Source organism: Corallococcus sp. bb12-1, from assembly GCF_026626765.1.
Taxonomy (GTDB): Bacteria; Myxococcota; Myxococcia; order Myxococcales; family Myxococcaceae; genus Corallococcus; species Corallococcus terminator.
This window is the reverse complement of the sequence record NZ_JAPNJZ010000016.1, coordinates 1-26,095: the sequence shown is the minus strand read 5'-3', so window position 1 is coordinate 26,095 and position 26,095 is coordinate 1. Positions and strand designations below refer to the sequence as shown.

Genomic DNA, 26,095 nt, shown 5'->3' with positions numbered 1-26,095 from the left:
CGTCGCGCCCGCGGGCCTGGTTCCTACTTGTCGGAGTCGGGGCCGTTGCCGCGCGTGGGGCGCCGGGCGTTGGAGACGGAGCCCTCGGAGGCGCGGGCTCCCTTCGCGGGCACCTTGCCCCCGACGGAGTCCTCCGCCGCACGCACCGGCTTCGACGCGGAGCGACTGTCAGCGGCACCCTCCAGCGCGCGCACGGGCTTCGGGGCGGCGCGGCTGTCGGCGGCCTCCTCCTGCGCGCGAACCGGCTTCGGGGCGGAACGGCTGTCGGCGTCCTCGGAGGTCCGCACGGCCTTCGCGGCGGAACGACTGCCGGAGGCGCCCTCCGACGTGCGCACGGGCTTCGCGGTCGGCCTGAACGCCACGGGCCCTTCCGGCGTGGATCCGGCAGACTTCTCACCCGTCCGGCCCGCGTCCTCATCGCCCCGCACGGGGCGCGTGTCCGCGTGGCTCAGGCCGGTGTTCTCCCTCGTACGCACCGGCCGCGCTTCGGGACGGCTCAGGCCGGAGTTCTCCTTCGTCCGCACGGGCCGCTCCGGCGGACGCGCCACCCCGGAGTCCTCCGGCGTGGCCGCGGCCTTCGTCGACGACTGGCTCACGGCGGACGGCTCCGGCGAAGGCGGCTTCGCGGGCGCCTTGCCCTGGGCCGGCAGCGTCCCTGTCACCTTCGGGGCCGCGGCGCCCGGCCGGGCCATCAGGCGCGGGTCGAAGTAGATCATCGTCGGCTCGGCCGCGAAGCGCTCCTCCTCCAGTTCGTCCGCGTACACGTCGCGCATGAACGCGGCCAGGTGCGCGCTGGTGCCGTGCAGCTTCTCCTGCTGGAGGAACTCCTCCAGCGCGAGCTGCAGCTCGCCCGCGGTGGAGAACCGGTCGTCGCGCTTGCGCGCCAGCGCCTTGAACACGATGGCGTCCAGCGACTTGGGAATGCCCGGCACCGCTTCCGACGGCGGGACGATCTTGAAGCCCACCACCGCCTTGAGCGTGGCCATCTCCGACTCACGCTTGAACAGGCGCCCGTTGGTGAGCAGCTCGTAGAACACCGTCCCCAGCCCGAACACGTCCGAGCGCGCATCCAGCGGCTCGCCCCGCGCCTGCTCCGGGGACATGTACGCGTGCTTGCCCTTGATGGTGCCCACCACCGTCTGGGACAGCTTGCCCTGCGCCTTCGCCACGCCGAAGTCGATGAGCTTCACGCCGCCGTTGAAACCCACGAGCACGTTCTGCGGCGACACGTCCCGGTGGATCAGCGACAGCTTGCGGCCGGACGGACTGCGCGCGTTGTGCGCCGCGTCCAGCCCCGCCGCCGCCTCCGCGATGATGCGACAGCGCAGGCCCAGCGGGAATCCACCCGGGTGCGCCGACGCGCGCGGCACCAGCGACCCCAAGGGCTCGCCGTGCACGTACTCCATGGCGATGTAGTACTGCCCGTCCACATCCCCCATCTCGTAGATCTGCGCGATGTTCGGATGGTTCAGCAGCGCCGCGATGCGCGCCTCGTCCAGGAACATCTGGAGGAACTCGTCGTCCTCCGACAGGTGGGGCAACAGCCGCTTCACGACCAGCAGCTTCTGGAAGCCCACCGGCCCCTTCTGCCGGGCAAGGTAGACGGCCCCCATGCCGCCGGTGGCCAGCTTGCGCAGCAATTCATAGCGGCCGAACGTTTCCACTCCGACCGTGACGATAGCCGCGCCCGCGCGGATCTCAAAAGTCCGTCACCCCGGAAAACGCGAACCGGGCCAGCCCCCCTGGGGACCGGCCCGGCCGCGCTGCGTCACGAGTCTTGGGCAACCCCCTACGGCGTCGGGGCGCAGATGCTGCGGTAGCGGATCTCCACGGACTGGCCCGGGGTGGGCACCGAGCCCTCGTTGAAGATGATGGCGTTGCGGCCCGTGTCGTACAGCCACTGGTTGCTGGGGATGACGCGGCCGTTCACTCGCACGCTCAGCTCCCCGGTACCGTCCGGCTGGGCGGTGAGGGTGAAGTCGGCCTGCGGCTCACCGGCCTGCTGGATGATGGGGTCCAGGAACCCCCGGTAGTCGCCCTCGCAGATGGAGCCCACTGAACCGCCCGTGCCCTTGGCCACCGCGGCGAAGCGGTCCGCGTTGGGTCCGGCGGTGGTGCACGCGGTGCTGGTGGGGACAAGGGCGTGCAGGTTGCTGCGCTGGGACATGCCCGTGCCCTTCAGCGTCTGGAGGAACTGGATGTAGCTGTCCGGCTCGAAGCCCGAGTGGTCATCCTCGTCCGCCAGCACCACCACGGCCATGCGGGCCGCGGCGCGGGTGAAGCCCAGGTTGCCGTCGTTGGGCTGCGGCGTGCGGATGTCGTCGGCCTGCTCCGACAGTGGGGCGGAGAGGCCCTGGCGCATCGTCTCCAGGCCCTGCACCAGGTTGTGGCAGAGGCCCACGCCCAGGTTGGACTGGATGGTGGCCGCCGCGTTGGCGCTGGTGCCGGACACGACGCGGGCGCGGCTGCTGTCCACCGGGAAGAGGCGACCGGCCTCACCGCCGTTGGCGCCGCCGCCGCACAGGCCCGTGCGCTGCACGAGGCCGGTGCTGGTGACGCCCACGCGCACGTCCACGTTCAGCTCCTTGGCGCGCTCCAGCCAGCCGGGAATCGCGGACTTCAGGCGCTGCTGGTAGGTGTCCATGGTGGTGGTGTTGGAGACCACGAAGAGCACGTCCAACTGGCTGTCGGTGCCCTGCGTGAAGCGGTCCACCTGAATGCCCTCGTGGTTGGTCTCCGCGAGCAGCGGGACGAGGAAGCCGTTGGGCTCCGTGTCCGCCCGCAGGTACATGGGGCTGAAGTGCTGGCCCAGCACATTGCGGGCGTAGTTCACTTCCATCTCGAAGCCCTGGCCCGGCCCAAGCGTGACGGGCGCGGTGACGGGCGTCATCAGCGAGAACTGGTTGCTCGTGCCGTTGCCGATGATGGCGTCCGCCACGGTGAGCGGCTCGCTGCAGCGGTTGGAGATGAACGTCTTGCGAGGCTTCGCGGCGCAGTCGTAGCGGATGGGCCCGAAGTCCACGAAGGACGGCGTGGCGACGAGGCAGGACGCCTGCGACACGGCATGGATGGGCAGAGTCACCGTGGGGAAGGCGGGGTTGTTCACCGTGAGCTGGAGCTCGCCGTTGAACTCACCGCCCGTGGTGGGCGCCCGGAAGGAGATCATGGAGCTGAAGGCCGTGTCGTAGAGCACCACGCCGCCGGTGATGGGACCGCCGGGCATGGTGAACACGCCGCCGCCGTCGTTGGACAGGTGCACGTTCTTGATGGCGCACTCGGCCCGGCCGGGGTTGCGGAAGTAGAAGCCCAGCACCGCGCCGCGGCCCGGGGCCACGTTGGCGAACTCCAGCGACGGCTGGGGCAGCAGCTCATACACGCACGGGCCGCTCGCACGGGCGCGGCCTGTGAGGGTGATGGCGCGCTCGGGCGTGAACAGGTCGTTGGACTGCACGTAGAGCGTGGCGGTGAAGGGCCCTTCCGTCTTGGGCTCGAAGTAGACCTTCAATTCCAGCGCGTCGTCGCCCGGGGCAATCTGGAGGCCGTTGGCCTCCAGCGCGGGCCAGGTGCCGGCCTTCCACGGGTAGTTCTGCGTGCCGCGCGTGGGCGTGGCCACGGCGAACTGCACCGCGTCGCCTTCAGCGCGCACGCCGGTGAAGGTGAGGGGGCCGTTGCTGCCGGCGTTGGTGATGCGGATGACCTGCTCCACCTTGCCGCCCACCGGCAGCTCGCCGAAGTCGAGCGCCACCGGGGCCACGGCCAGCGTGGGCCGGCCGCCGCGAGCATCCAGCATCACGCGCGACTCACGCGCCTTGTCGGACGCGTACGCCACGGTGAGGTTGCCCACGTTGGGGCCGGAGAAGCGCGCGGCGAACTCCATCCGCATCTCCACCACCTCGCCCGGCTGCACCGTGGAGCCCTCGGGCTTGGACAGGGGCGAGAAGGCGGTGTCGCTGGTGGCCAGCGTGGAGATGGTGACGGGGCGCCAGGTGATGTTGCGCGCCCGGGTGAAGGACTCGGTGCGCTCGTGCACCGGGATTTCGTCGAAGGGCACCGGCGCCGGGTCGAACGCGAAGGCGCTCGCCACGGAGTTGCCCTTCAGGTCCACCACGGACGGGGTGCACGTCTCGCACGACACGACCTCCAGGCGGGCGCCCATCTGGCCCAGCGCGCGCGGCAGGTACTTGGTGCGGATGACCTGGGTGCTGTTGGGCGGCACGGTGATGGTGTCCGGCGTGAACGGATCCGCCTGGTCGCCCGCGACCTTCAACGTCAGGGGCAGGTCCACCGGGTTGGTGACGGTGACCTCCAGCACGCGGTCGCTGTCGACTTCCAGCGTCTCGTAGTCCAGCACCGGCGGGTTCACGCCGATGTTCGTGGGCGTGCCCAGGCCGCGCACGGGCAGCTGGTTCAGGGAGCCCACGTTGGCGTCCGTCGTCACGCGCAGCGTCTCTTCGACGGGGCCTTCGGCGAGCGGATGGAAGCGCACCTTCACCACGTGAGACTCGCCCGGCGGCACGCGGCCGCCACCTTCGGTGAGCTCCACCTGGTACGACGGATTGTTGCCCAGCCCCAGCGCCTCCAGCGCGGAGAAGGGCACGTAGCCCACGTTGCGGATGCGCACTTCGCGCTCACGCCATTCGCCCACCGGCACCTCGCCGAAGTCGAGCGCTTCCATGTCCAGCACCGCGGTGGCCTGCACTCCGCGCGTCTGGTCCTCCTCGTGACACGCCAGCGTCCCTGCCATCAACGAAGCCAGCAGGACGAACCGACCCCTCCACCCCTTCACCATTGTCCGCTCCCCACCCTTCCAACCCACACGCACACGGATGCCCGGGACACGTGATCCATCTCGGGCAGGGTCTAATCAAGTCCCGTGCCGTCGCTGGGCCGGCGGGGACATCCACCTGAAATCAGGGACTTGGCGCGCGGATTGGCGGCCAAGTGAGCGCTGGAGGGAAACAGGGTGCCCTGGAGGGTGAAAGGTTTTTCCTGACCTTTTGCCAACCCTCACCCCCATCTTTTCAGGGGGGATACCGGACGTTTCCCTGGACGAAGGTCGCGATCGCGGTGGCCACGGCCTGGGGCTGCTCCAGGTGGACGTGGTGGCCGCCGTCGAAAACCTGGGGTGGGCCCACCAGGGTGCGCAAGGCGTCCAGTCGTCCCTGGAGGATGTCCGGGGAAGGAGCCAGGCCCTCACTTCCGCGCAGCAGTTGGACGGGACAGGTGACGGCGGCCTCCAGGGCCAGCCACTGGTCCTCGTCGAAGCCCTGGCCGAAGCGGCGGCGGTGGCGCGGGTCGAAGCTGAAGGCCAGCTCGCCTTCCGGCGTGGGGTGGGTGCCGTGGCGGGCGAAGAGCAGGGCCGCGTCCGGGGAGAGGGTGGGGTTGGCCTGGCGCAGGCGCTCCGCGGCGGCCTCCACGGTGGGGTAGCGCTTGCGGTTGGGCGGGCGGCGCGCGTCATCCAGGAAGCCGCGCAGCCGCTGCACCGCGCCCGTGGGCGGACCTCCGGAGGGGCCCAGGCTTTCGATGAGGGTCAGGCTCTGGATGCGCTCGGGGCGCGCGGCGGCGTACGCGAGCGCGACGATGCCTCCCAGCGAGTGCCCCACGAGGTGCACGGAGGGCAGGGACAGCCCGTCCAGGGTGGCCTCCACGTCCAGCAGGTGGTCGCTGAAGTGGTAGGTGGCGCCGGGCCCCAGGTGGCCGCTCTCCCCCATGCCGCGGAAGTCGAGCAGCACCGTGCGCCAGTCCCGGGGCAGGTGTTCGCAGAGCGGGTCGAAGCTGTGCGAGTGGTCCAGCCAGCCGTGGAGGAACAGGACGGTGGGCGTTCCGCCCGGGTGGCGCTGGCGCACGTGCAGCGGCAGGCCCTCGGCATCCAGGGTGAGTGATTCGAAGGGGACGGTGGGCATGGTGGCTCCTCCTGCCCGTGTGTCAGGAACGGGGTGTGGGCCTCAAGGGGCCGCGCGTCCGCCAATCACGGGGAAGCGCTCGTAGGCGCGCAGGAGCGCGTCCAGGTGGGCCGGGTTGTCGAGGTCCAGCGGTGTGTCCGTGAGCTGGACGATCCAGCCGCCCGAGGCGGTGCGCCGCGACCGGGACAGCAGGTCCGCGTCCCGCGCGGGGTCGGGGAAGCCAATGACCTGGGCGGCGGCGGCGGACCAGTAGCAGAGCCACCCGAGACGCTGCGGAATCTCCGGCGAGCGGATGTCCCTGGGGTTTCTGAGCGCCGGGAGTCCGCGTGGAGGCGGGGTCGAAGGGGGTGTTCCGCTTCTCGTCTGGCGTGCGATGTCCAACCCCGCGTCGAACGGCGCCGCGTGTCCCCAGTAGGCATGTGCCGCCTCCGCGATGGCCTCCAGCACGTCCGAGGTCACCGCGATGCCTGCCGCGCTCAGGGGGACATCCGCATGGACTTCGAGCTGGGCCTGTCCGCCCGAAGAGTGGAATGCCTCACCGTCCCAGCCGCTGACCGACACGAAGTCACTCTCATCGCAGTTGTGAAGGAACGGAAACGCTCCGTTCATCTCTTGCTGGGCGAGCCACGCATCGCGTTCCGTCAGGAGGGTGCGCTGCCCGTCTTCGGCGGTGGTCCACACGAGGCGCTGGCCAGGGAACGCACGCTCCAATCCATTCACGATGGCCGCGGGGCGACCATCATCGCCCCTGAGCGCGGGTCCGTAGACGATGATTCTGATTTCGTTGCTTTGCGAGTCCGCCATGTCAGCACCAGTCCATGACGACGAGGATATCCTTGAGCTCCGGCTCCTCGAACTCCAGCTCGGCTCGGTGTGCTGCGCTCCGCACGCCGATGCGGAAGTCGAAGCCGCAGGCCCTGGCGAGTTCGAGCTCCCGCCGTAGCTCTCGCACCTGTTTGCTGATCACGATTCTTCGCAGGTCGCGCGAGTACGTATCGAAGTTGTCGGTCTTGATCTCCCACAGCACACGGGCGCGGAGTTGCAGCGCATCGAACCGCTTCCCGTTGACGAGCACATCGAAGCCGGGAAACCCGTTCAACGGAACCCTGTCCGCGCACATGTTGTGCAGGGCATCCCCACCCAGGTGTTGCACGGGCTGGGGCGTGCACTCCGGACGGCGCTCTCGCGGATCCGAGTCTCGCGGAGGCTCCGGCGGGAACCAGTCCTGCCCGGCGGGAGACGGATCCGGCACGGGCTTCCGTTGCGTCCCGGACTCCTGGGCCACGGGCACGGTTTCCGGCGCGGCCTCCTCCAGGGAGCCTTCGTCGGGAAACGAAGGCCTCAGCTCATAAGCCTCCATCTCCTCATGGATGGCGACCGCCACGACCACCAGGCCGACGACGACCACGGCTCCCACCACGAGCTCCGGCTGCGTCAGCAGGCAGACGCCGACCATCATCTCCAGCGTGGCCGCATCCGCCGAAGCCACGGAGCACCGTCGCGCGGTATCGCGAAAGCGGATCCTCCGGGTGTCGAGCGCGTGGAAGCACCGCTCCACCACCCCGGACCAGGGCTGGGACGCCTCCCGGACGACGCATCGCCCGTCGTCCATCCAGGGCAAGGCCGCAGCCCGCTGGAGGTTGCCGAGCCGGACCGCCGGCGGACGCGGACGCGACTCCGTCGTGGCGCAGGCCACCGACAAGAACAGCAATACAAGGAATGGACGGAAGCGCATGGCCCCGCCCCTTCACACCCGACACACGTCGGGTCAAGGTCGGGCGAGGCCGTGCGACAACGCTGGGTCGGCTCGGACCGGGGCGGCGTGCATCGCCGCCCCTGGCTTGAACTCAGGCGGCGTTGCTGGACGACGAGGCGGGACGCGGAGGGCCGCCCGAGTCCGGACGGCCGAGCACCAGCGCCAACTGCCGGGCCTGGCTCTCCGTGGCGCAGCGGTACTCCTGGACCTTGCCGTTGGGCCGTTCAATCCGAATCACCCAGACGTCATTCTCCTTGGTCACCACAGGCGCTTGGGACATTGCTCCCCTCCTTGCCCCGACACAGAAGCATCCTTCGTGCCGACCCCTGGGCTTGAGCCAAACGCCTGATATCCGGCCGTCTCCCCGGCTGGCGGCGGAGCGAGTGACAAAATTCGTTCAGCGAGCCGACAATTTTCGGGCACCTGGGTCGCACTCCTTGCGTAGCACCACAGGGCAACCCGAAGTCGTTGGAATGACAAACATGTTTCAGGCTGGGTCAGGCCACTCCCAGGCGGAGCGGTAGCCGCCGTCCGTCTGGGTGCCTTCGATGAAGCGCGCGTAGAACGCGTGGCTGCTCAGGGTGGCGGAGTCCCCCACGACGAACAGGTGCCGGCGGGCGCGGGTGAGCGCGACGTTCATGCGGCGCAGGTCGTTGAGGAAGCCCAGCTGCCCCTCGCTGTTGGAGCGGGTGAGGCTGACCAGCACGGCGTCCTTCTCCCGGCCCTGGAACGCGTCCACGGTGTCCACCTCCACCTCCGGGTGCACCGCCTCCAGCGCCTCGCGCAACTGGCGGGACTGGGCGCTGTAGGGCGCGATGACGGCCACCTCGCGCGGGGACAGGCCCAACGCCAGCAACTGGCGCACGCGGGCGACCACGTAGTCCGCTTCGCCCGGGTTGAAGAGGCTGTGCGTGGTGGGCTCCACCTCCTCGTCGAAGCCCTTGCCCGCCGTGTCCAGGAAGAGCACCGGCGGGGCGTCCACCTCCGCGCCGGGCGTGAGCACGTCCGCGAGCGTGCGCTCCGCCACGGACGGGTGGGCGCGCAATTCGTCGGCGTACATCTCCCGCGAGGGGAAGGCCATGATGGTGGCGTTCATCCGGTACTGCTCGCGCAGCATGCGCTTCACGTCGTCGCCGTGGTCCTTGAGCAGCCGCTCGAAGAGACTCACGCCCAGGCCCGCCTTGGACGCCTCCTGCGACAGCACGGTGGGCGGAAGCTGCTGCGGGTCCCCGGCGAGCACCACCTTGGGCGCGCGCAGGAAGCCCAGGAGCGCCAGGGGTTCGGTGGCCTGGGTGGCTTCGTCCAGCAGCGCCCGGTCGAACTCCTCGCCGGCCAGGATGCCGGAGCCCAGGCTCGCGAGCGTGACGCACACCACGTCGGACCTCGCGAGCACCGCCCTCACGGCCTTCTTCTCCAGCTTGCGCGCCTCGTCCATCAGGTCCTTGGCCTCCGACGTGGAGGAGCGGGCGTTGGAGAAGCGCTCGCGGCTGCGGCCCTGGTTGCGCTGGCGGCGCGCGTAGCCGAACAGGTCGAAGGCTTCATCGAACAGGTCGCGGCTGATGATTCGGTCCGGGTGCTCCTCCACCACGATGTCCAGCGTGTGCTCCTGGAGCCGAGCGGCGACGCGCGCCGGATGGCCTACGCGGATGGCCCTCAGGCCCTTCTCCAGACACAACTCCAACAGGTGGTCCACGGCGGCGTTGCTGGCCGCGGTGCACAGCAGGCGCTCCCCGCGCGCGACGGCCTGGGCCGCCACCTCCGCGAGCACGGTGGACTTGCCGGTGCCGGGCGGGCCGTGCACCAGGAAGAAGTCCTCCGCCGCCAGCGCGCGCTTCGTGGCGTCCAACTGCTCTGGATTGAGCGGACGGCTGGGCGTGAAGTCCTTCGTGTTGTCGAAGCGTGGGGGCTCGTTGCCCAGCAGCACCTCGCGCTTGTGCCGCTCGGCGCCCTTGTCCAGGGCCTTCACGCGCTGGAGGCCCGCGCGCACGCGCTCGTACGTGATGTCGTTGGGGACGACGTCCAGGCGCAGCAGCCCTTCGGAGATGTACGCGGGCGGGTCGCGGTCGAACGCGAGCTGGATGCGGGTGGAGGAGGCGCGCGACACGAGCGCCTTCGCCGGGTCCTTCACCTCCGCTCGGCGGGGCAGCACCGCCACGAAGTCGCCGTTGGACAGGCGGGTGGGCAGGCGCCCCCGGTCCGCGCGGGCGAGCGTGAGGAGGATGCGGCCCCCCAGGCCCACCTCCTCCTCGACGGTCTCCAGGTCCAACACCGACAGGCCCTGCTCCTCGCGCTCGCGCAGGGACAACCCTTGCGCGAACGCGACCGTGCGGGCTTTTTCGGCCTCGCGTTCCTGGGCGAGGAGCGAGCCGAGCTTGTCGAAGAACGAGACGTCACGGGCCATGGGACAGGTCATGCCACCACAGGCGCCCCGGCGGCCAGCGCGCCGTCACGGCCCGTGTCAGGCAGTGGCCTGCCCCATGCCCTGTCCCGCTACTGGCAGGCGTACGTGGACGAGGAGGGCGTGCTCCAGGTGCCGTCCGGGTTGATGAGGCGCACGGTGTAGCCGCTGGCCGGATAGGTGGTGCCCCAGCAGTCGCGGGCGCGCACGTCGTTGCGCAAGGCGGTGCCCAGGCTCCAGTTGCCCACGCGGCGCTGCTTCTCGTACGCGGCCACGCGGTCCACCGCCTCCACCCAGGTGGAGTCCCCCGCGAGCACGTCCCGGCGCTTCTCCAGGAACTTCTGGAGCCAGGCGTTCTCCGTGATGCCGTTGTAGCCAATCACCGGCGCCACCTGTCCGCTGTTGCCCAGGGCCGTGTTGGCGCTGCGGATGATGGCCTTCACGCCGCTCTCGCCGTGGTTGATGGCCGCGTCGTACAGCGCCGCCTTGGTGAGCGCCTGGGTGAAGCCCCAGCGCGTGGCCTCGTTCATGATGGGCGTGTAGTAGAGCGCGTCGCTCACCTGGTCCTGGCACTGCTTGAAGTCCGCCTTCGTCGCGGCGGTGTTGAAGCTCGCCGCCCAGTCCGCCGTCCAGTTGCCCACGGCGTCCAGCTCCGACGTGCCCGCCTGGTCCTGGCCCGTGGACAGGAAGCGGTTGTTGATGACGGTGAGCCCGTTCCAGTACTTCGCCAGCCGGTTGCCATTGGCCTCCGTGCGCAGCGCCCGGTAGCACTGCACGACCTGGATGGCGTCACCCGTACCGGTGCAGAAGCCCGCGCGCCCGTTGGTGTAGCCGCGCCCGTCCTGGATGTTCTCCGCGTAGGCGTAGTTGAGCGTGGGCGTGTCGTTCTCCCAGATGCTCGTCAGCGCCTCCGCCACCTTCTTCTGGTTCGCGGTGAGTCCCGGGCCGTCGGGGGGCGTGGTGGTGCCGCAGCTGTCCGACTGGACCTTCACGTTGGCCGCGGTGAACGACGTGTTGGAGGTGGTGGAATAGTAGAACGTGTGCGACGCATTCACCGCCACCGTCAGCGCGGAGGTCCGCGTGAAGGTGCACGTGCGGCCCGACTGCGTGTGCGTCCAGCCGGGTTGATCATCGTCACACGTCACGCCCGACGGCACGTCGATGGAGATTTGGGGGCTGGCGATTGCGACCGTGCCCGTGTTCTTGAACACGAGCGTGCCCCAGTAGTCCGCGCCCACATACGTGTTCGTGGTGACCGAGTGCGTGCACGCGCCCAGCGCCTGCTCCAGCGCGCCCGGTGCTCCTCCGACGTCGACTTCGCCCGCCGCACCACATCCGACGGCCAGCGCCGCCAGCCCCGTGAGGACGAAGAACCGACGGGCTCCGCCCTGTGAACGCTTCGCTTCCATGTGCCTGCTCCCTGTCGTGGACGGTGGAGGCTGGCCGTGAGGCTGCATCCCCGCCAAAGCTGGAATATTGGAATTTATAGTAAACTCCAAGTCTTGCGCGGCGGGCGGACGCGGAGCTGCGCGAGGCGACGAAGGCCGCGCTCAACCCGACGATGGCGCCGGAGCGTCCGGCAGTGGCAGCACCCGCCACAGTTGTGGCTTGTCGTACTGAGGCGGAATCATCCCCAGGGGCCAGCCGTCCGCGGTGAGCTCCGCGTACTGGTAGCCGCGTCCTGCGAAGGGGATGCGGGTGCCGGTGCCGGGCAGACTCACGCCGATGGCCGCGTGCGCCAGCGCATCCGAGTACAGCATCACCGCGTCCACGCCCACCTGCCTGAGCAGCATCAGCGCGAGCACCGCCTTGGAGTCGCAGTCGCCGCGGTCCTGCGCGGGCACCAGCCCCGGCGGGACGATGCCGAAGGGTTCATCCCCGGGCAGCTCGTAGCGGATGCGGCGCACGAAGCCGAGGATGAGCTCGGTGGCCTGCGCCGCGTCCAGGTCGCGCTCGCGGATGGAGGTGGCGAAGCGCTCGCCCAGGATGCGCACCGGCTCCGCGTTGCTGTGCATCAGCTCCGCGTAGATGCAGCGCATGTCCGTGCCGCACCCCGGAGGCGCCACGTACGTGAAGCGCTCCGGGCCCATGGCGCGGTAGCGCAGCCGCACGCTGTAGTCGCGGTGCGCCTGCTCCAACCCGCGCTCCACCGCCTCGCCCAGGCCATAGGCCACCTGCTGCCGGGCGGGCGTAAGGCCCTCCACGCGCCAGTCATACGCATGCGCGCGGTCCGGGGGCGTGCCCTCCGGCACCAGCACGGTGCCCAGGTCCAGCGTGGCCTCCACCGGGGCACCCGTGCCCGCTTCCGTCGGCGCGGGCGCCGCGAGCTGGCCTGCCTTGCGCAGCTCCACGCGCCACACGGCCGTGATCAGCACCGCGCCCACCAGTGCCAACACCCACCATCGGATCCACGAGCGCGGGGCCATGCGAACTCAGGCGGGCGCGCGCAGCATGCCGGTGGGGAGCTGCGGGAAGGGGATGAGCCCGTTGAGCGTGGCCTGCAACCCGGGCGCGGTGAGCAGAGCGATGACGAGCAGGAAGGCGCACAAGATGAGCGCTGCGGCGATGTTGCCCTTGCGCACCTCCGCCAGCTCGTCGATGCCCGGCGTCATCCTGTCGAACAGCCGCACGCCCAGCGCGAGCACCGCCACGCCCACCGCCAGCGACAGCGCGACGTGCACGAGCGACAGGCCCATCAACTGGAGCACCGCGATGGGCGGCACGGGCGGGTTCTGCACCGCGATGTCCACCGCGTCCCCGGTGGCCTTCAGCGCGTGCTGCACCAGCAGGCCCAGCGACACGAGGCTCGTCGCGTGCACCAGCCCCGCGGCGACGTTGCCCTGGCGCAGCTCCTCCACCGGGTGGCTGTCCAGCAGGCGGCCAAGGCCGTGCATTCCCAGGCCGATGCCGAGCGCGGCCACGAGGCCACCGAAGACGACCTTCACGAGTCCGACGACGAAGAGGGTGAGGTCCATGGGGCGTGCGAGGGACTGTAGCGGAAGTCCCCCTCGCCGCCATGCCGGATGCTCACGTCCTCACGCCGCGCCCTTCTTCCGGCGGGAGAGCGTCCAGCCGAGGAGGAGCAGCGCCGCCCAGCCCGCGCCCGACGCGGGCCCACCGCCCAGGGAGCACCCCAGGCTGCGCGACATGTCGGACGTCGGGTCGTACTCCACGGCAATATGGAAGTTGCACAGCGCCGCGTTGCCGGCCGCGTCGAGCGCGGTCACCTGCACCGAGTGCATCCCCGGCGCCAGCGGCGTCCCAAGCTCCGGACTGTAGAGCAGCTCCGCCTGGGACACGGTGTCCTCGGCGGAGGCCAGCGGGTAGTCGGCGCGGGTGCCGGACATCACGGCGGTCTTCAGCGTGACGTCCTCCGGGCAGGTAAGCACGGGCGGACGGGAGTCGCGCACCTTCACCTGGATTTCGCACGTGCGGCTGTTGCCCGCCTCATCGGTGCGGGTGAGCTGCACGCGGGTGATGCCCAGGGGGAACAGGTCGCCGGGCGAATGCGTCCGGGTGGTGGTCGTCTGGGCGGAGACGTTGTCGCTGGCGGTCGCCTCCGGCCACCATGCACGCGCGCCGTCGGGCCCTTCGGCCTCCACGCGCACCTCGCTCACCTTGCATGCGGCCGAGGGCGTCTGGCCGTCGCGCACGGTGACGGGGAAGGCGCAGGTGGACGTGTTGCCCGCGCGGTCGCGGGCCGTCATCGTCACCAGCGTCGTACCCAGCGGAAGCGTGCTGCCGTTCTCCGGGATGATGGAGGTGACGACGTCGCCGCCCGTCTCCTCCGTCACCGTGAAGGGCGGGTAGTACACCGGGGCGCCCTGGGGCGAGCGGGTGTTGACGACGAGCTCCGACGGGCAGCCCTGGATGGTGGGCGGCGTCAGGTCGGCCACGGTGACGTCCATGGCGCACGCGGCGACCCGGCCCTGCGCGTCCTCGGCCTCGTAGTGGACGCCGAAGCCCATTTGCATGGACAGCGGCGTGCCCTCCGGGTGGCTGGTGCGCACCGTCAGGGGCGCCTGTCCGCCGGTGAGCGCGGGCACCGCGAGGTGCATCTCCGTGCCCTGCGCATGCGTGGCGGGCACGTCCAGGTGGGCTGGGCAGTCCCGGAAGGCGGGCGCCGTGGCGTCGCGGTCCAACCGCCACAGCGACAGGCCCTGGAAGGGGCTGTCATCCGGCACCAGCAGCGAGTCCCCGAAGGGCACCACCGTCGAAGGTGAAGAGGTCCGGTTCGACGGCACGCGGGCGAGGCGGTACGTGCCCTGGGCGGTGCCGTCGGTGCGCCACAGCTCCGCGCCCCACGCATTGGGCGCGCGGTAGAAGACGAGCTCATCCCCCCAGGCGGCGAGGAAGCTCGGCACGACCTGCTGGCCCGCCTCCTCCAGGAAGACGACCGTGGTCTGCTCCGCCGTACCGTCCGTCACCCACAGCTGGCGGCCGGAGCCCGTTCCCTGGGTCAGGTAGTAGGCGCGCGCGCCGGCCCGGACGAGCGTGACCGTCCCGGTGAGGTCGCGCGGAAGTGCCTTCACCGGCAGGGTGCCCGCCTCGGTGCCGTCCGTGCGCCAGAGGTCCACCTGCTGGCCGTCCTTCACGAGGAACAGCAGCGTGTCACCCAGCACGGTGAACTGGCTCAGCTCCGGCTCGAAGCTGCCGGCGACGAGGTCGCTCACCAGGGACGTGCCCTTCTGCGTACCGTCCGTCTTCCACAGGGCCCGGCCGTGCTGGCCGTCGTCCGCGGTGAAGAAGCAGGTGGGGCCCATCGCGGTGATGGCGCTGGGATCCGAGGACCCCGCGCCGGAACGGATGTCGCGCACGAGGTGCGTGCCCTGAGCGGTGCCATCCGTGCGCCACAGCTCGCGGCCCTCGGGACCGTGCGCGCTGAACAGCATGGCGTCGCCACAAGGCCCGCGCAGGAACGGAGACGAGCCCTGGGCGCCGGGCAGCACGTCCTGGATGCGCACGGTGCCCGCTTCGGTGCCGTCCGACTTCCAGAGCTCGGTGTCGCCGTCGCTGTCCTCGGCGGCGAACAGCACGGAGGTGCCGAAGGGGATGAGCGCGCTCGGAATGTGCACGCCGCTGGCCGCACCCGGCTGGATTTCGCGCACGAGGTGGGTGCCCTGGGCGGTGCCGTCGCTCGTCCACAGCTCGCGGCCGGAGGTGTTGCTCCGGGCGGTGAAGAACAGGCGGCCGGGCACCGAGGCCAACGTCATGTGATCGATGACGGCGGAGGTCGGCATCAGGTCCTGCATGGAGCGCGTGCCCTGGGCGGTGCCATCCGTCGACCACAGGGTCAGGGGCCGGTGGTCGAAGGACTCCACGCGCGGGCCGGTGAAGTAGTACAGCCGCCCGTTCAAGGAGGCCCGGGGCTGGACCTCGAAGTTCGTGACCGAGCCGAAATCTCCGCGCTCGCCCGGCAGCGCCGACAGCCGACGCACGCTCACGGCAGGGGCTTCAGCGGAAGCGCCGCCGGACGCCAGCGCGGGACCGCCGACCGCCACCAGAGCCAACGCCGAAAGCCACGCACGACCGCTGTCAGTCATCATCCAACCCCTCCCCGCCACAACGCCCGTGACACCGACTGCTTGGAGACCGCTGGCCGGTGGAGCCACCCGGACCCCGCGCGCCCTGAACCACCCAGGGGGCGCACCGTCCTCACGGTCCGGCGGATCCACAACCGGGGGGCCGGCTGACTGTTCGCCAGCCATCGCACGGGGCCGGTGTCACACCTGTTTCATGTGTTCACCACCAGCCGGTGGACCCCGGATTCCCATCCGCCAAGAGCGGCAACTGTCGCGCCCCCCAATCCCCCGATAGAGTCCGCTCTGACGCATGGCGTCGTGCGTCTTCAGTTACGAGACAAGGTCCACCATGAGACAGCTTCAGGTCCGAGGGCTCTTCGAGGGGTATGGCATCGCGCCGGGCACCTGGGACGAGCTGCTGGGCACCGGGGAGTCCCCGCGCGAGGACGTGTTGCGGCTGCTGGAGCGGCTGGGCACGCGCTCCGCGGCGGAGTTCTCGCGGATGCAGGCGTTGGCGGAGCGGGCGCTGATGAACCAGGGTGTGACGTTTTCCGTGTACGCGGATCAGCGGGGCACGGAGCGCATCTTCCCCTTCTGCCTCATCCCCCGGCTGGTGTCGGCCTCCGACTGGGAGCACGTGGAGCGCGGGCTGGAGCAGCGCGTGCGCGCGCTGGGCCTGTTCCTGGACGACGTGTACGGCGAGCAGCGCATCTTCGCCGGGCGGCCGGAGCTGCGGGACATGGTGCTGGGCACGCAGCAGTACCTGCCGAAGCTCAGGGGCGTGCGGCCCGCGGGCGGCGTGCGCATCCACATCGCGGGCATCGACCTCATACGCGACGGGCAGGGCACCTTCCGGGTGCTGGAGGACAACCTGCGCACGCCCTCCGGTGTGTCGTATGTGCTGGAGGGGCGGGTGCTCTCCAAGCGCGTGCTGCCGGAGGTGCTGGAGCGCACGCGGGTGCGGCGCGTGGACCACTACCCGGCGAAGCTCGCGGAGACGCTGCGCGCGTCGTCCCCGGAGGACCCGGAGCGCTCTACCGCGGTGGTGCTGACGCCGGGCCCGTACAACTCCGCCTACTTCGAACACAGCTTCCTTGCGCGCACCATGGGCGTGGAGCTGGTGCACGGCGCGGACCTCTTCGTGGACGACGACCGCGTGTGGATGCGCACCACGCGAGGGCCCAAGCGCGTGCACGTCATCTACCGGCGCATCGATGACGCCTTCATCGACCCGGAGGCCTTCCGCCCCGACAGCATGCTGGGCGTGAGGGGCCTGTTGAGCGCCTGGGCGGCGGGCAACGTGGCGCTCGCCAATGCGCCGGGCAATGGCGTGGCGGACGACAAGGCGGTGTACGCGTTCGTGCCGGAGTTCATCCGCTTCTACCTGAACGAGACGCCGGTGCTGGAGCAGGTGCCCACGTACGTGTGCGCGCGCGAGGAAGACCGCCGCTACGTGCTGGAGCACCTGGAGGAGCTGGTGGTGAAGGCGGTGGACGAGGCGGGCGGCTACGGGATGTTGATGGGGCCGCAGTCCACCAAGGAGGAGCGGGAGGACTTCCGCCAGCGCATCCTCGCGCAGCCCCGGCGCTACATCGCGCAGCCGCGCGTGGAGCTGTCCACCTGCCCCACGTGGGACGCGGCCTCCGGGACGGTCGTCGCCCGGCGCGTGGACCTGCGGCCGTACATCCTCACCACGCCGCAGGGACCGTGGGCGCTGCCGGGCGGCTTGAGCCGCGTGGCGCTGCGCGCGGGCTCCTACGTGGTCAACTCCAGCCAGGGTGGTGGTTCCAAGGACACCTGGGTCCAGAAGGAGGATGCATGATTGCCCGCATCGCGGAGCACTGCTTCTGGTTGGGGCGCTACCTGGAGCGGTTGGAGAGCGTCGCGCGGGTGTTGCAGATGACGGATCAGCTCGCGCTGGACGCGGACCTGCCGGCGGATCAGTGCTGGGTGCCGGCGCTGGCCATCTTCGGCGAGCGGGCCACCTTCGCGCTCAAGCACGGCGTGAAGGCCGAGTCCGACGGCGAGGCGGTGCAGCACTTCCTCACCTGGGAGGAGGACAACGGCTCCAGCCTGGTGCACACGGTGCTGGCCGCGCGAGACAACGCGCGCACCATCCGCGAGGTGGTCAGCCGCGAGTGCTGGGAGGTGACGAACGAGCTGTACCACTTCCTCACCGGCGAGACGGGCCGGGCGGAGTACGCCGCGTCGCGCTTCGGCTTCTACCAGCACATCCGGCGCATGGTGCAGCTGTGTCTGGGCCTCCTGGACAGCACCATGCTGCACGACACGCCCCAGGAGTTCGTCTGGCTGGGCGTGATGCTGGAGCGGGCGGGGCAGACGTCGCGCCTGCTGGATGTGCACCACCACATCTTCAGCGAGGTGAAGCACGGGCACCGGGTGGTGGAGACGGCGCTGTGGCTGTCACTCTTGCGCGCGTGCTCCGGCTTCGAGCCCTTCATGAAGAGCCACCAGGGCCGGGTGACGGGCGATGCGGTGGCGGAGTTCCTGCTGTTCGAGCCGCGCTTCCCGCGCTCGGTGCGCTTCTGCCTGGAGTCCGCGTACCGCTACCTGGGGCACCTGTGCCCGGTGGTAGCCAAGGGGCAGCCGGGGGAGGAGTGCCTGTCCCGGCTGGTTCCCCTGGTGGAGGAGCTGACGCCCCATTCCCTGTCGGGCGAGGGTGAAGCGGTGCACGCCCTGCTCACGCGCATGGTGGAGGGCACGGACGCATTGTGCACGCTGATCTCCCGCGATTTTTTCGGGCGGGCCCCCGTGCAGGTGGGCACCCAGGAGATGGCCGGGTAGAGTCCGCGGCCATGTTGAACCTGCTCGCGCTGTCCTTCGAGGGAGAGCTCGCTCCCGGTCTGGACCTGCGCTGTCTTGCTCCCGGACGCAAGCCGCCGGACGGCTGGGGCGTGGGCTACTACCCGGGCGGCGAGTTCGCGGCCACGGTGTTGAAGGAAGCCGCCCCCCAACTGCACAGCACCCGCAGCGAGCTGGTGCGCACGTGGGATCCGCTGGAGTCCTCGCTGATGATGCTGCACCTGCGCACGGCGACGTGGGGGCCCATCACGGAGGCCAACACGCAGCCGTTTGTCCGCAGCGCCTGGGGCCGGGACTGGCTGCTCGCGCACAGCGGCAGCCTGGAGCAGCGGCTGAAGATTCCCGCCGGGGCGCGCTTCGAACCGGTGGGCTCCACGGACTCGGAGACGCTGTTCTGCCGCTTCCTGGACTGGATGCAGGAGCAGGGCTGGCGCAGCCTGGGAGAGGTGGACGCGTTCCGGCTGCGCGCGTGGCTGGAGGAGCTGAACCAGTTGGGGCCGCTGACGCTGGTGGTGTCGGACGGCCGGGACCTGCTGCTGTACGCGGACTGCACCGGGGCGACGCAGGGCTGGGTGTGGCAGGTGTCGCCGCCCTACGAGCGGCTGGTGCTGGGCGACGAGGACGTGGAGCTGGACCTCACGCGCCGGGGCGCCAAGAGCCGCAAGGGCGTCATCGTCGCCACGCAGCCGCTGGACTCGCGCACGGACGTGCCGGCGAACTGGACGCAACTGGCGCCCGGCGGTCTGGTGCTGGTGCGCCAGGGGGCCATCCGCGTGGAGGCACTGCCGCCGGGGGCGCAGGGCACGGTGGCGCCCACGATGGCGGCGGAGTTCGAGGCGCGAAGCCGCCTGCGCCGTCCGCCGGAGACGCCGGTGCGGGTGATGGACGTGGTGCACCGCACCGTCTACCGCTACCAGAACCCGGTGGAGCGCAGCTCACATCTCTTGAGGCTGACGCCCCGGCATGACCGGCTCCAGTCGCTCTTGTCACACGACGTGACGCTGTCGGTGGGCGTGACGCGGTCGGAGTACGAGGACGTCTTCGGCAACCAGGTGCGACGGGCGATGGTGGACATGCCCTACAAGGAGCTGGTGATGGAGGCCCGCTCGCGCGTGGAGCTGCGGGACACGGATCCGTTGGGATACCGGCCCCTGCACGTGCGCTCGGTGCTGCCGCTGGTGTGGATGCCGTGGCAGGCGAACATGCTCCAGCCGTACCTGCTGCCGCCGGAGCTGCCGGACACGCAGTTGGAAGAGCTGTCCGAGTACGCGATGAGCTTCGCGCGCCGCAACGACTACGACCTCTTGGACACGCTGCTGGACATCAACTACTCCATCTTCAAGGAGTACCAGTACGCGCAGGGCACGACGACGTTGAACACCACGGCCTTCTCCGTGTATTCGGCGCGCAGGGGCGTCTGCCAGGACTTCGCCAACGTGTTCATCTGCCTGGCGCGCCTGTTGGGCGTGCCCGCGCGCTACGTGTGCGGTTACCTCTACACGGGGCCCAAGCACGCGAACACGGCGCAGGCGGAAGCGTCCCATGCGTGGGTGCAGGTGTATCTGCCGGAGGTGGGGTGGAAGGGGTTCGACCCGACCAACGGCATCCTCACGCAGACCGACCACGTGCGCGTGGCGGTGGGCCGGCAGTACTCGGACGCGACGCCGACGACGGGAACCATCTACCTGGGAGGCGGGGGCGAGCAGTTGGAGGTGCTGGTCCGCTGCGAGCCGGTGATGCCCGAAGGGCAGTGAGGTCTCACCTGTCTCAGGGTCGTGTTTCACGACGCGGATCGCGCGCATCCCCCGGGTCCTGATCCGGGGGCGAACGGGGTGGTCTCCCCCGGTCCTCGTATCGAGATACCCGGATTCCTAGACTGTCTTTCCCCCTCAGTTGGAGAAAGACAGACATGGAAGCCGCATCCAGCCCCCCCGCGCGTCGCGTGCGGGTGGAGTCGCCCGACGCTGTTCCCTTCCTGCTCGTGCCGGAGTCCCTTCTTCCGGAGATCGACCACCCGTGTCGCATCCCGGTGAAGAACGTGGAGGAGGCCGAGTTCCTGTCGGCGGTCCTCCAGCAGCACGGTGGCCTCTACCTGGGAGCGCGCGCCGCTGAACACCGTGAGCTCGCGGACTGGGCGGACGCCACGCCCGTGGGTGTCGGCGTGGGCGGTCCCTGGAAGAAGGACCCGCCGGCGAACCTCACCGAACTCCTGGGCCGCGTGCCGGTGAAGAACCCCGTCTCCGAAGGCCGCCAGTTGTTCGCGGAAGGAGAGACGCGGCCGATGGAGCGTACGGACGCGGTGCTCGTCCACAAGCGGGAGCCGGCGAACGTGCTGCTCGCGAACGGCCACCGGGTGGGTGCGCTGCACCAGTTCAACGCGTTCATGGAGTCGCCCGAGTTCCTCTTCGACCATCCCTCCGAACACGTGCAGGGAATGCTCCTCACGGAGATTGCCCGCCAGGCGAGCCTCGCGAGCATCCACGGGGTGGGGCTGCCGTTCGACTGGGTCATCATCCTGACCCGGCTCACGCTGGAGTTTCAGCGCTTCGTGCGCCACGACGCGCCGCTGGTGATGCGCACCTTCGTCAGCTACCGGCTCCCGGAGTGGGAGGAGCCGGTGCGGAGCGAGGGCCGCAAGGGCCGCATGTGGATCGCCGTGCAGGGCTGGCAGGACAACGTCTGCTGTTTCTCGGGGCTGCTCGGTGCCGTCAGCAAGGCGGCGTCGTGAAGCACCTGCACCGCTGGATGCCCACCCTGCTGATGGTGACGGGGTTGGGGCTGCTCGTCCCGCTGGGCCTCCGGCAGCTGTCTCGCACGCCGGAGGAGAGCCGTGTCATCGCGGGCCTGATGATCGCGGCCTACGTGGCGTGGATGTTGGTGGAGAGCCGGGTGACGTTGCGTGAGACGAGCAAGCCCACGGCGGAGCGCGATGGCTCCACGCTCGAACTCTACGCGGTGGCGCGGCTGACCACGCTGCTGCTCGCGCTGGCGTTCCCCACGCTGGAGGCGGGCCCCGGGGGTCGTGCGGTGGGGCTGCTGGGCTTCATCGGTGGGGTGGCGCTGCGACTGACGGCCATCCGCACGTTGGGGAGGGCGTATTCGCACCGGGTGCGTCTGCCGGATGCGGACCTGCTCGTCACGGGTGGCGTCTACCGGAAGCTCCGGCACCCGGCGTACACCGGGATGTTGGTGGCGCACGTGGGCTACCTGCTCGTCTTCCCCAGCGTGCCGGCCATCGCCGCGTTCGGGCTGCTCTTCGTTCCGGCGGTGCTGCTGCGCATCCGGCATGAGGAGCGGCTGCTGTTGGGCTCCTTCCCCGGTTACGAAGCCTACGCGGCGACCCGCAAGCGGCTGGTCCCATGGCTCTGGTAACGGGCGGGGATGGCGTGGGCGTCGTGCTGCTCGGTGCGACCGGCCTCGTGGGACAAGCCATCCTGCGACAGCGCGGCGCGCATCCCGTGCACGCGCTGGTGCGCACCCCGGATGGACGTTCATGGGGGGATGGCGTCCAGGTCGTGCGGGGAGACCTGCACGGCATTCCCGAGGCGTTGTTCCCGTCGCATCCCTACGTCGTCCTCCACTTCGCCACGAAGCCCCGGGACACCGACGGCACGGGCTTCGAGTGGACCAACGTGGAGGGGACACGGAGGCTGCTGTCAGGGCTCACGAAGGACTGCCTGGGCGTCATCCACGGCAGCTCCATGTCCGTCTATGGCCCGGGTCCCCACCTGGGTGTGACGGAGGCGCATCCGTTGGTCCCCGTCACACCGCTGGCGCGCTCCCGCGTGGCATCCGAGGCGCTCATCACGAAGCACACCGCGGACGCCGGTCTGGGCGCGGTGGTGCTGCGTCCGCGCTTCCTCATCGGAGAGGGGGACCGGTTCGTCCTCCCCGCGATGGTGAAGATGCTCCAGCGCAGGCGCCAGCTCGGAGCGGACTCGGTGGCTTGCTCGGTCATCGACGTGGATGACTATGCGCGCATCATCTGGAAGCTCGCGCGGCGGATGGCGGAAGCGCGTCGTCCCGAACAGTGGGCCTACAACGTGGCGTATGCGCGCCCTCTGGTGCGCTCGGAGTTCCTGGGCACGTTGGTGCAGGGGCTTGGGCTGCCCGAGCCGGTCGTGAAGGTGCGCGTCCCCGACCTGCTCCTGAACGCCCTGCGCGATGCCCCCAGCCGCCGAGCCCAGGCGCTGGCCGAACGTCTGGAATTGCTGACCCGTTCGCAGTGCCTGGATGTCGCGCGGCTCAAGGCGGTCCCCGGCACGCGTGCACTCCTCGCTCGGTCTCCGGTGGAGGCCCTGCGAGCCGCCCTCGACACCTTTCGTTCCTGAAGGAACCCCCGCCATGTCCGCCCCCCTTCCGCTTGTGTCCATGACCGAGGCCGGAGACCCGAGCCACGTCGGTCAGAAGTTCGCGCGCCAGCAGCACCTGGCGCGGCAGGGCTTCCCCGTGCCGGAGTTCTTCTGTCTCACCACCACGATGTTCCAGGAGGTGGCTCAGCCCATCCTGCCCGCCATCGAGCGACTCACGTCGGCGGTGGACCGTTCGTCCCAGCAGGACATCCGCCGGGTCGCGGAGGAGATTGAACGGCTCTTCATCGAAGTGCCCCTGAGCGCCGAGCGCGAGGCCTCCATCCTGGAGGCCTTCGACCAGACCTTCGGAGCCAACGCGGTGGTTGCGGTACGGGCCTCCGTGGTGGGGCGCGCGCTGGGGGAGAGCGAGGACTCGGAGAGCGATCCGTTCGCGGGGGTGAGCTCGACGTTCCTCTATGTGCGGCGCGACGCACTGCTTGAACGGATCCGCCGGTGCTGGGCGTCGGCCTATACGCCGGAAGGGCTCATCTACCGGCTGTCACAGGGGCGTGACGTCCGGGGACTCACCGTGGCGGTGGGCGTCCAGCGGATGGTGCCGGGGCGCCGCTCGTTCGTGCTCTTCACGTGCGACCCGAAGACGACCGAGCGCAAGACGCTGATCGTCGCGGGGCACGGGATTGGAGAAGGCGTCGTCCAGGAGAAGGTCGGGGTGGACCACTACTTCATCCATCCGCAGACGGGACGCATCGACCGGCAACTGGGTCACAAGGCGGAGATGCTGTGTGAGAACCCCGAGCCCGGCGGCGGGTTGCTGGAACAGCCCGTGCCGGAGGCCTTGCGGGATGCGCCCTGCCTGACGGACGCGGAGCTCCAGCGGCTGGCGACGCTGGCGAAGGACATCGAGCGCACTTTCGGCGTTCCCCAGGACATCGAGGGCACGTTCACGGAGGACGGGACGCTGCACGTGCTGCAATCGCGGCCCATCGCCTTCGACTTCCGGAAGATTCGCGTCTGGGGTTGCGGCAATGTGTCGGAGAGCTTCCCGGGCGTCACCACGCCGCTGACATATTCGCTCGCGAGCCACTTCTACGAGGTCATCTTCCATGACTTCCAGCGCCGCATGTGGGGCGCGGACGCGCGGACGCTCCATGAGCACGGCCCGGCGTTCCAGAACATGCTGGGGTTCATCGACGGGCGCGTCTACCACTCGCTGTCGAACCTGATGCACGTCAATGGCATCAATCCCTTCCTCGCGGTCACCTCCATGCGGGACCTGGAGGACGTGCTCCAGTTGGATGCCTCGCTGGTCATCCGGCTGCCCGGCCACCGCGAGAGCTTTCCCAGCACCGCGAGCTATGCGTTCGCGCTGGGCCGTTCGGCCGTGGGGGCGCTGGCCGCCACCGTGTCGTTCCAGAGGGATTTCGAGAAGTACGCCGCATGGTGGCGGCAGACGCTCGCGGGGCTGCGGACCCTGTCCCTGAATCGGGAGGACCCGCTGGTCCTCATCCACCATTTCCGGCAGGTCTGGCGCGAGGTGGGGAACTGGTGGGGGCTCACGCTCATCAACCACTGGTACATCAATTCGTATTACGGGCTGGCGAGTCGGTTCCTCCGCAAGTGGACCGGTGCGGACCCCAGCGAACTGCTCGCGGGACTGCTGTGCGGGGCCCGGCCGGATGAAGGGAGCCACGCGCTCTTCTCCGCGGTAGCGCTCGCGGAGACCGTGCGCGCGGATGCGGCGCTGTCGAAGCTCTTCGCGGAAGTGACCGCGGAGGAGGTGTGGAGCAGGCTTGCTTCTGGAGAGGTGGCTCCCGCTTTTGCCCGGGCCTTTCGCGAGCACCTGAGCGAGTACGGCGACCGGGGCGTCCAGGAACTGAACGTGGAGCGCCCGAACCTGCGGGACACGCCGTGGGAGCTGGTGCGCATCGTCCAGTCCTACGCGCGCACGTCCGTCACCCGGGCGGAGCTGCGGACCTCGGATGTGATGCGGCGCACGGAGGCCGAGACGCGGCTGGCGGTGCTGCTGAAGGGACAGCCGTTGCGGAAGCTCGCGATACATCAACTGCTCGAACGGCTGCGCACGGTGATTGGGCTGCGCGAGGACAGCCGGTTCTGGCGCGGCCAGCTCTTCGGCTTCAGCAAGAGCGTGTTCGCGGCGCTGGGGCAGCGGATGGCGGAGCGGGGTGTGTTCGCTTCACCGCTGGACGTGCACTACCTCACGCTGCGGGAGATCCTGGACCACTTCGAGGGCCGGAGCGTCACCCGGAACCTGGGCGAACTCGTACGGCTGCGCCGGCGGGAGCAGCAGGACAACCAGGAGCGGCAGCCCCCGCGTGACTTCACCACCGTGGGAAGCGTGGCGGACGGCATTCCCAGGGCGGTGGAGGCCGCCAGCGATGATGCCTCCCTGCTCAAGGGCCTGGGGTCGAGCGCGGGCATCGTCGAAGGCTTCGCACGCGTCGTGAAGGACCCTGGAGCGGTGGGCTCCCTCACCAAGGATGACATCCTCATCGCGAAGGAGACGGACCCGGGCTGGCTCTTCCTGATGCTGGCCTCGGGCGGCATCGTGGTGGAGCGGGGGAGCATGCTGTCGCATACGGCCATCGCGGGCCGGAAGTTCGGCATTCCCACGGTGGTGGGCGTGGCCCACGCGACGACGCGAATCCCCGACGGCGCGCGGATCCGCGTGGACGGTTCGACGGGCACGGTCACGGTGGTGTCGACATGAGCCGGACCGTGGTGTCACGGATCCGGGCCGTGCTGCGCTACTCCGTGCAGCGCTACCCGCCGTTGTTCTACCTGGCGGTCGTCACGCTCTGGTCCCTGAGCCTGGACGGCATGCTGCGGACGCTGGGAGGAGGGCAGGAGCTGACGCTGTCGCGAGACCTGCTGCACGTGGGCTTGAGCGTGTTCGGCGTGGGCTACTTCATGCGCATCGTGGATGAGCTGCGCGACTACGAATACGACCGGATCCACAACCCGGAGCGGGGACTGGCGCGAGGCGACGTCAGCTTTCAGGACCTGTACGTCGCGCTCGCGGTGTGCGCCGTCATCCTGCTCGGCTCCAACCTGGCGGTGTCCTGGCTGCGAGCCCTCATCCTGTTCGGCATCATGCTCTACAGCCTGTTCCTCTGGTGGTTGGAGCTGAACAGCACCACGTACCAGGGGAGCATGTTCCTGACCATCGCGGTCGCCATCCAGTTGCACGTGGGGCAGGGCGCCTATGTCTGGGTGGCCCAGTCCGAGCGCGCGGGCCGGCCTCCGGAGCCGCAAGGACTGCTCGTCGTGCTGGGGCTGGTCTTCATCTACCTGCACTGGGAAGTGATGCGGAAGACGGCGTGGCCGGGGTCCACGAAGCCGGGGGAGAAGCTGTACTCCGA

Annotated in this window: 19 protein-coding genes; 8 read left to right on the top strand and 11 right to left on the bottom strand. The window is 69.9% G+C overall.

Going from position 1 to position 26,095, the window contains the following annotated elements:
- Nucleotides 1-23: 23 nt before the first annotated feature.
- From OV208_RS19270 to OV208_RS19220, 11 genes are all read right to left on the bottom strand, one after another.
- The gene (locus tag OV208_RS19270; RefSeq protein WP_267575302.1) at nt 24-1,664 is read right to left on the bottom strand and encodes a serine/threonine protein kinase; all 1,641 of its coding nucleotides are present in this window, start codon (nt 1,662-1,664) and stop codon (nt 24-26) included.
- Between the two features lie 125 nt (nt 1,665-1,789).
- Nucleotides 1,790-4,789, bottom strand: coding sequence for a choice-of-anchor D domain-containing protein (locus OV208_RS19265; RefSeq protein WP_267575301.1), 3,000 nt, complete (start codon nt 4,787-4,789; stop codon nt 1,790-1,792).
- Nucleotides 4,790-5,021: 232 nt separating this feature from the next.
- The gene (locus tag OV208_RS19260) at nt 5,022-5,903 is read right to left on the bottom strand and encodes an alpha/beta fold hydrolase (RefSeq protein WP_267575300.1); all 882 of its coding nucleotides are present in this window, start codon (nt 5,901-5,903) and stop codon (nt 5,022-5,024) included.
- Nucleotides 5,904-5,945: 42 nt separating this feature from the next.
- Nucleotides 5,946-6,707 (bottom strand): DUF5953 family protein, encoded by a 762-nt coding sequence (locus OV208_RS19255; protein WP_267575299.1) that lies wholly within the window; start codon nt 6,705-6,707, stop codon nt 5,946-5,948.
- A gap of 1 nt (nt 6,708) precedes the next feature.
- Nucleotides 6,709-7,638 (bottom strand): DUF6310 domain-containing protein, encoded by a 930-nt coding sequence (locus OV208_RS19250; protein WP_267575298.1) that lies wholly within the window; start codon nt 7,636-7,638, stop codon nt 6,709-6,711.
- A gap of 112 nt (nt 7,639-7,750) precedes the next feature.
- Nucleotides 7,751-7,939: a hypothetical protein gene (locus OV208_RS19245; protein ID WP_267575297.1), complete on the bottom strand. Its 189-nt coding sequence runs from the start codon at nt 7,937-7,939 to the stop codon at nt 7,751-7,753.
- A gap of 207 nt (nt 7,940-8,146) precedes the next feature.
- Nucleotides 8,147-10,060: an AAA domain-containing protein gene (locus OV208_RS19240; RefSeq protein WP_267575296.1), complete on the bottom strand. Its 1,914-nt coding sequence runs from the start codon at nt 10,058-10,060 to the stop codon at nt 8,147-8,149.
- Between the two features lie 89 nt (nt 10,061-10,149).
- Entirely contained in the window at nt 10,150-11,466 is a 1,317-nt protein-coding gene (locus OV208_RS19235; protein ID WP_267575295.1) for a chitosanase, read from the bottom strand.
- A gap of 141 nt (nt 11,467-11,607) precedes the next feature.
- The gene (locus OV208_RS19230) at nt 11,608-12,483 is read right to left on the bottom strand and encodes a hypothetical protein (protein ID WP_267575294.1); all 876 of its coding nucleotides are present in this window, start codon (nt 12,481-12,483) and stop codon (nt 11,608-11,610) included.
- A gap of 6 nt (nt 12,484-12,489) precedes the next feature.
- Nucleotides 12,490-13,032, bottom strand: coding sequence for a DUF350 domain-containing protein (locus tag OV208_RS19225; RefSeq protein WP_120531945.1), 543 nt, complete (start codon nt 13,030-13,032; stop codon nt 12,490-12,492).
- 60 nt (nt 13,033-13,092) lie between these two features.
- Nucleotides 13,093-15,603 (bottom strand): HYR domain-containing protein, encoded by a 2,511-nt coding sequence (locus OV208_RS19220; protein WP_267575293.1) that lies wholly within the window; start codon nt 15,601-15,603, stop codon nt 13,093-13,095.
- A gap of 325 nt (nt 15,604-15,928) precedes the next feature.
- Here OV208_RS19220 and OV208_RS19215 point away from each other — a divergent pair, with 325 nt between their 5' ends.
- The 8 genes from OV208_RS19215 to OV208_RS19180 all read left to right on the top strand — a co-directional run.
- On the top strand, nt 15,929-17,401 hold the full coding sequence (locus OV208_RS19215) for a circularly permuted type 2 ATP-grasp protein (RefSeq protein WP_267575292.1): 1,473 nt from the start codon (nt 15,929-15,931) through the stop codon (nt 17,399-17,401).
- Entirely contained in the window at nt 17,398-18,384 is a 987-nt protein-coding gene (locus OV208_RS19210) for an alpha-E domain-containing protein (RefSeq protein WP_267575291.1), read from the top strand. Before OV208_RS19215 ends, OV208_RS19210 begins: the two co-directional genes overlap by 4 nt.
- A gap of 11 nt (nt 18,385-18,395) precedes the next feature.
- Nucleotides 18,396-20,156, top strand: coding sequence for a class II glutamine amidotransferase (locus OV208_RS19205; RefSeq protein WP_267575290.1), 1,761 nt, complete (start codon nt 18,396-18,398; stop codon nt 20,154-20,156).
- Between the two features lie 155 nt (nt 20,157-20,311).
- Entirely contained in the window at nt 20,312-21,130 is an 819-nt protein-coding gene (locus tag OV208_RS19200) for an AfsA-related hotdog domain-containing protein (RefSeq protein ID WP_267575289.1), read from the top strand.
- Nucleotides 21,127-21,774, top strand: a complete 648-nt coding sequence (locus OV208_RS19195; protein ID WP_267575288.1) for a methyltransferase family protein — start codon at nt 21,127-21,129, stop codon at nt 21,772-21,774. Before OV208_RS19200 ends, OV208_RS19195 begins: the two co-directional genes overlap by 4 nt.
- A complete protein-coding gene (locus tag OV208_RS19190) occupies nt 21,762-22,733 on the top strand; it encodes an NAD-dependent epimerase/dehydratase family protein (RefSeq protein WP_267575287.1) in 972 nt (323 codons plus the stop codon). The genes OV208_RS19195 and OV208_RS19190 overlap by 13 nt, the downstream gene beginning before the upstream one ends.
- A gap of 13 nt (nt 22,734-22,746) precedes the next feature.
- Complete coding sequence (locus OV208_RS19185; RefSeq protein WP_267575286.1) at nt 22,747-25,443, top strand: PEP/pyruvate-binding domain-containing protein; 2,697 nt, start codon at nt 22,747-22,749, stop codon at nt 25,441-25,443.
- Nucleotides 25,440-26,095, top strand: a 656-nt coding sequence (locus OV208_RS19180; RefSeq protein WP_267575285.1) for a hypothetical protein, incomplete at its 3' end; no start/stop codon positions are given. The genes OV208_RS19185 and OV208_RS19180, both read left to right, overlap by 4 nt.

What these genes read in the sequence shown, in the direction of transcription:
- OV208_RS19240 (WP_267575296.1), bottom strand. Translation starts at nt 10,060, where the DNA reads ATGGCCCGTGACGTCTCGTTCTTCGACAAGCTCGGCTCGCTCCTCGCC.
- OV208_RS19210 (WP_267575291.1), top strand. Translation starts at nt 17,398, where the DNA reads ATGATTGCCCGCATCGCGGAGCACTGCTTCTGGTTGGGGCGCTACCTG.
- OV208_RS19265 (WP_267575301.1), bottom strand. Translation starts at nt 4,789, where the DNA reads ATGGTGAAGGGGTGGAGGGGTCGGTTCGTCCTGCTGGCTTCGTTGATG.
- OV208_RS19250 (WP_267575298.1), bottom strand. Translation starts at nt 7,638, where the DNA reads ATGCGCTTCCGTCCATTCCTTGTATTGCTGTTCTTGTCGGTGGCCTGC.
- OV208_RS19255 (WP_267575299.1), bottom strand. Translation starts at nt 6,707, where the DNA reads ATGGCGGACTCGCAAAGCAACGAAATCAGAATCATCGTCTACGGACCC.
- OV208_RS19260 (WP_267575300.1), bottom strand. Translation starts at nt 5,903, where the DNA reads ATGCCCACCGTCCCCTTCGAATCACTCACCCTGGATGCCGAGGGCCTG.
- OV208_RS19245 (WP_267575297.1), bottom strand. Translation starts at nt 7,939, where the DNA reads ATGTCCCAAGCGCCTGTGGTGACCAAGGAGAATGACGTCTGGGTGATT.
- OV208_RS19200 (WP_267575289.1), top strand. Translation starts at nt 20,312, where the DNA reads ATGGAAGCCGCATCCAGCCCCCCCGCGCGTCGCGTGCGGGTGGAGTCG.
- OV208_RS19225 (WP_120531945.1), bottom strand. Translation starts at nt 13,032, where the DNA reads ATGGACCTCACCCTCTTCGTCGTCGGACTCGTGAAGGTCGTCTTCGGT.
- OV208_RS19230 (WP_267575294.1), bottom strand. Translation starts at nt 12,483, where the DNA reads ATGGCCCCGCGCTCGTGGATCCGATGGTGGGTGTTGGCACTGGTGGGC.
- OV208_RS19205 (WP_267575290.1), top strand. Translation starts at nt 18,396, where the DNA reads ATGTTGAACCTGCTCGCGCTGTCCTTCGAGGGAGAGCTCGCTCCCGGT.
- OV208_RS19215 (WP_267575292.1), top strand. Translation starts at nt 15,929, where the DNA reads ATGAGACAGCTTCAGGTCCGAGGGCTCTTCGAGGGGTATGGCATCGCG.
- OV208_RS19235 (WP_267575295.1), bottom strand. Translation starts at nt 11,466, where the DNA reads ATGGAAGCGAAGCGTTCACAGGGCGGAGCCCGTCGGTTCTTCGTCCTC.
- OV208_RS19220 (WP_267575293.1), bottom strand. Translation starts at nt 15,603, where the DNA reads ATGATGACTGACAGCGGTCGTGCGTGGCTTTCGGCGTTGGCTCTGGTG.
- OV208_RS19185 (WP_267575286.1), top strand. Translation starts at nt 22,747, where the DNA reads ATGTCCGCCCCCCTTCCGCTTGTGTCCATGACCGAGGCCGGAGACCCG.
- OV208_RS19190 (WP_267575287.1), top strand. Translation starts at nt 21,762, where the DNA reads ATGGCTCTGGTAACGGGCGGGGATGGCGTGGGCGTCGTGCTGCTCGGT.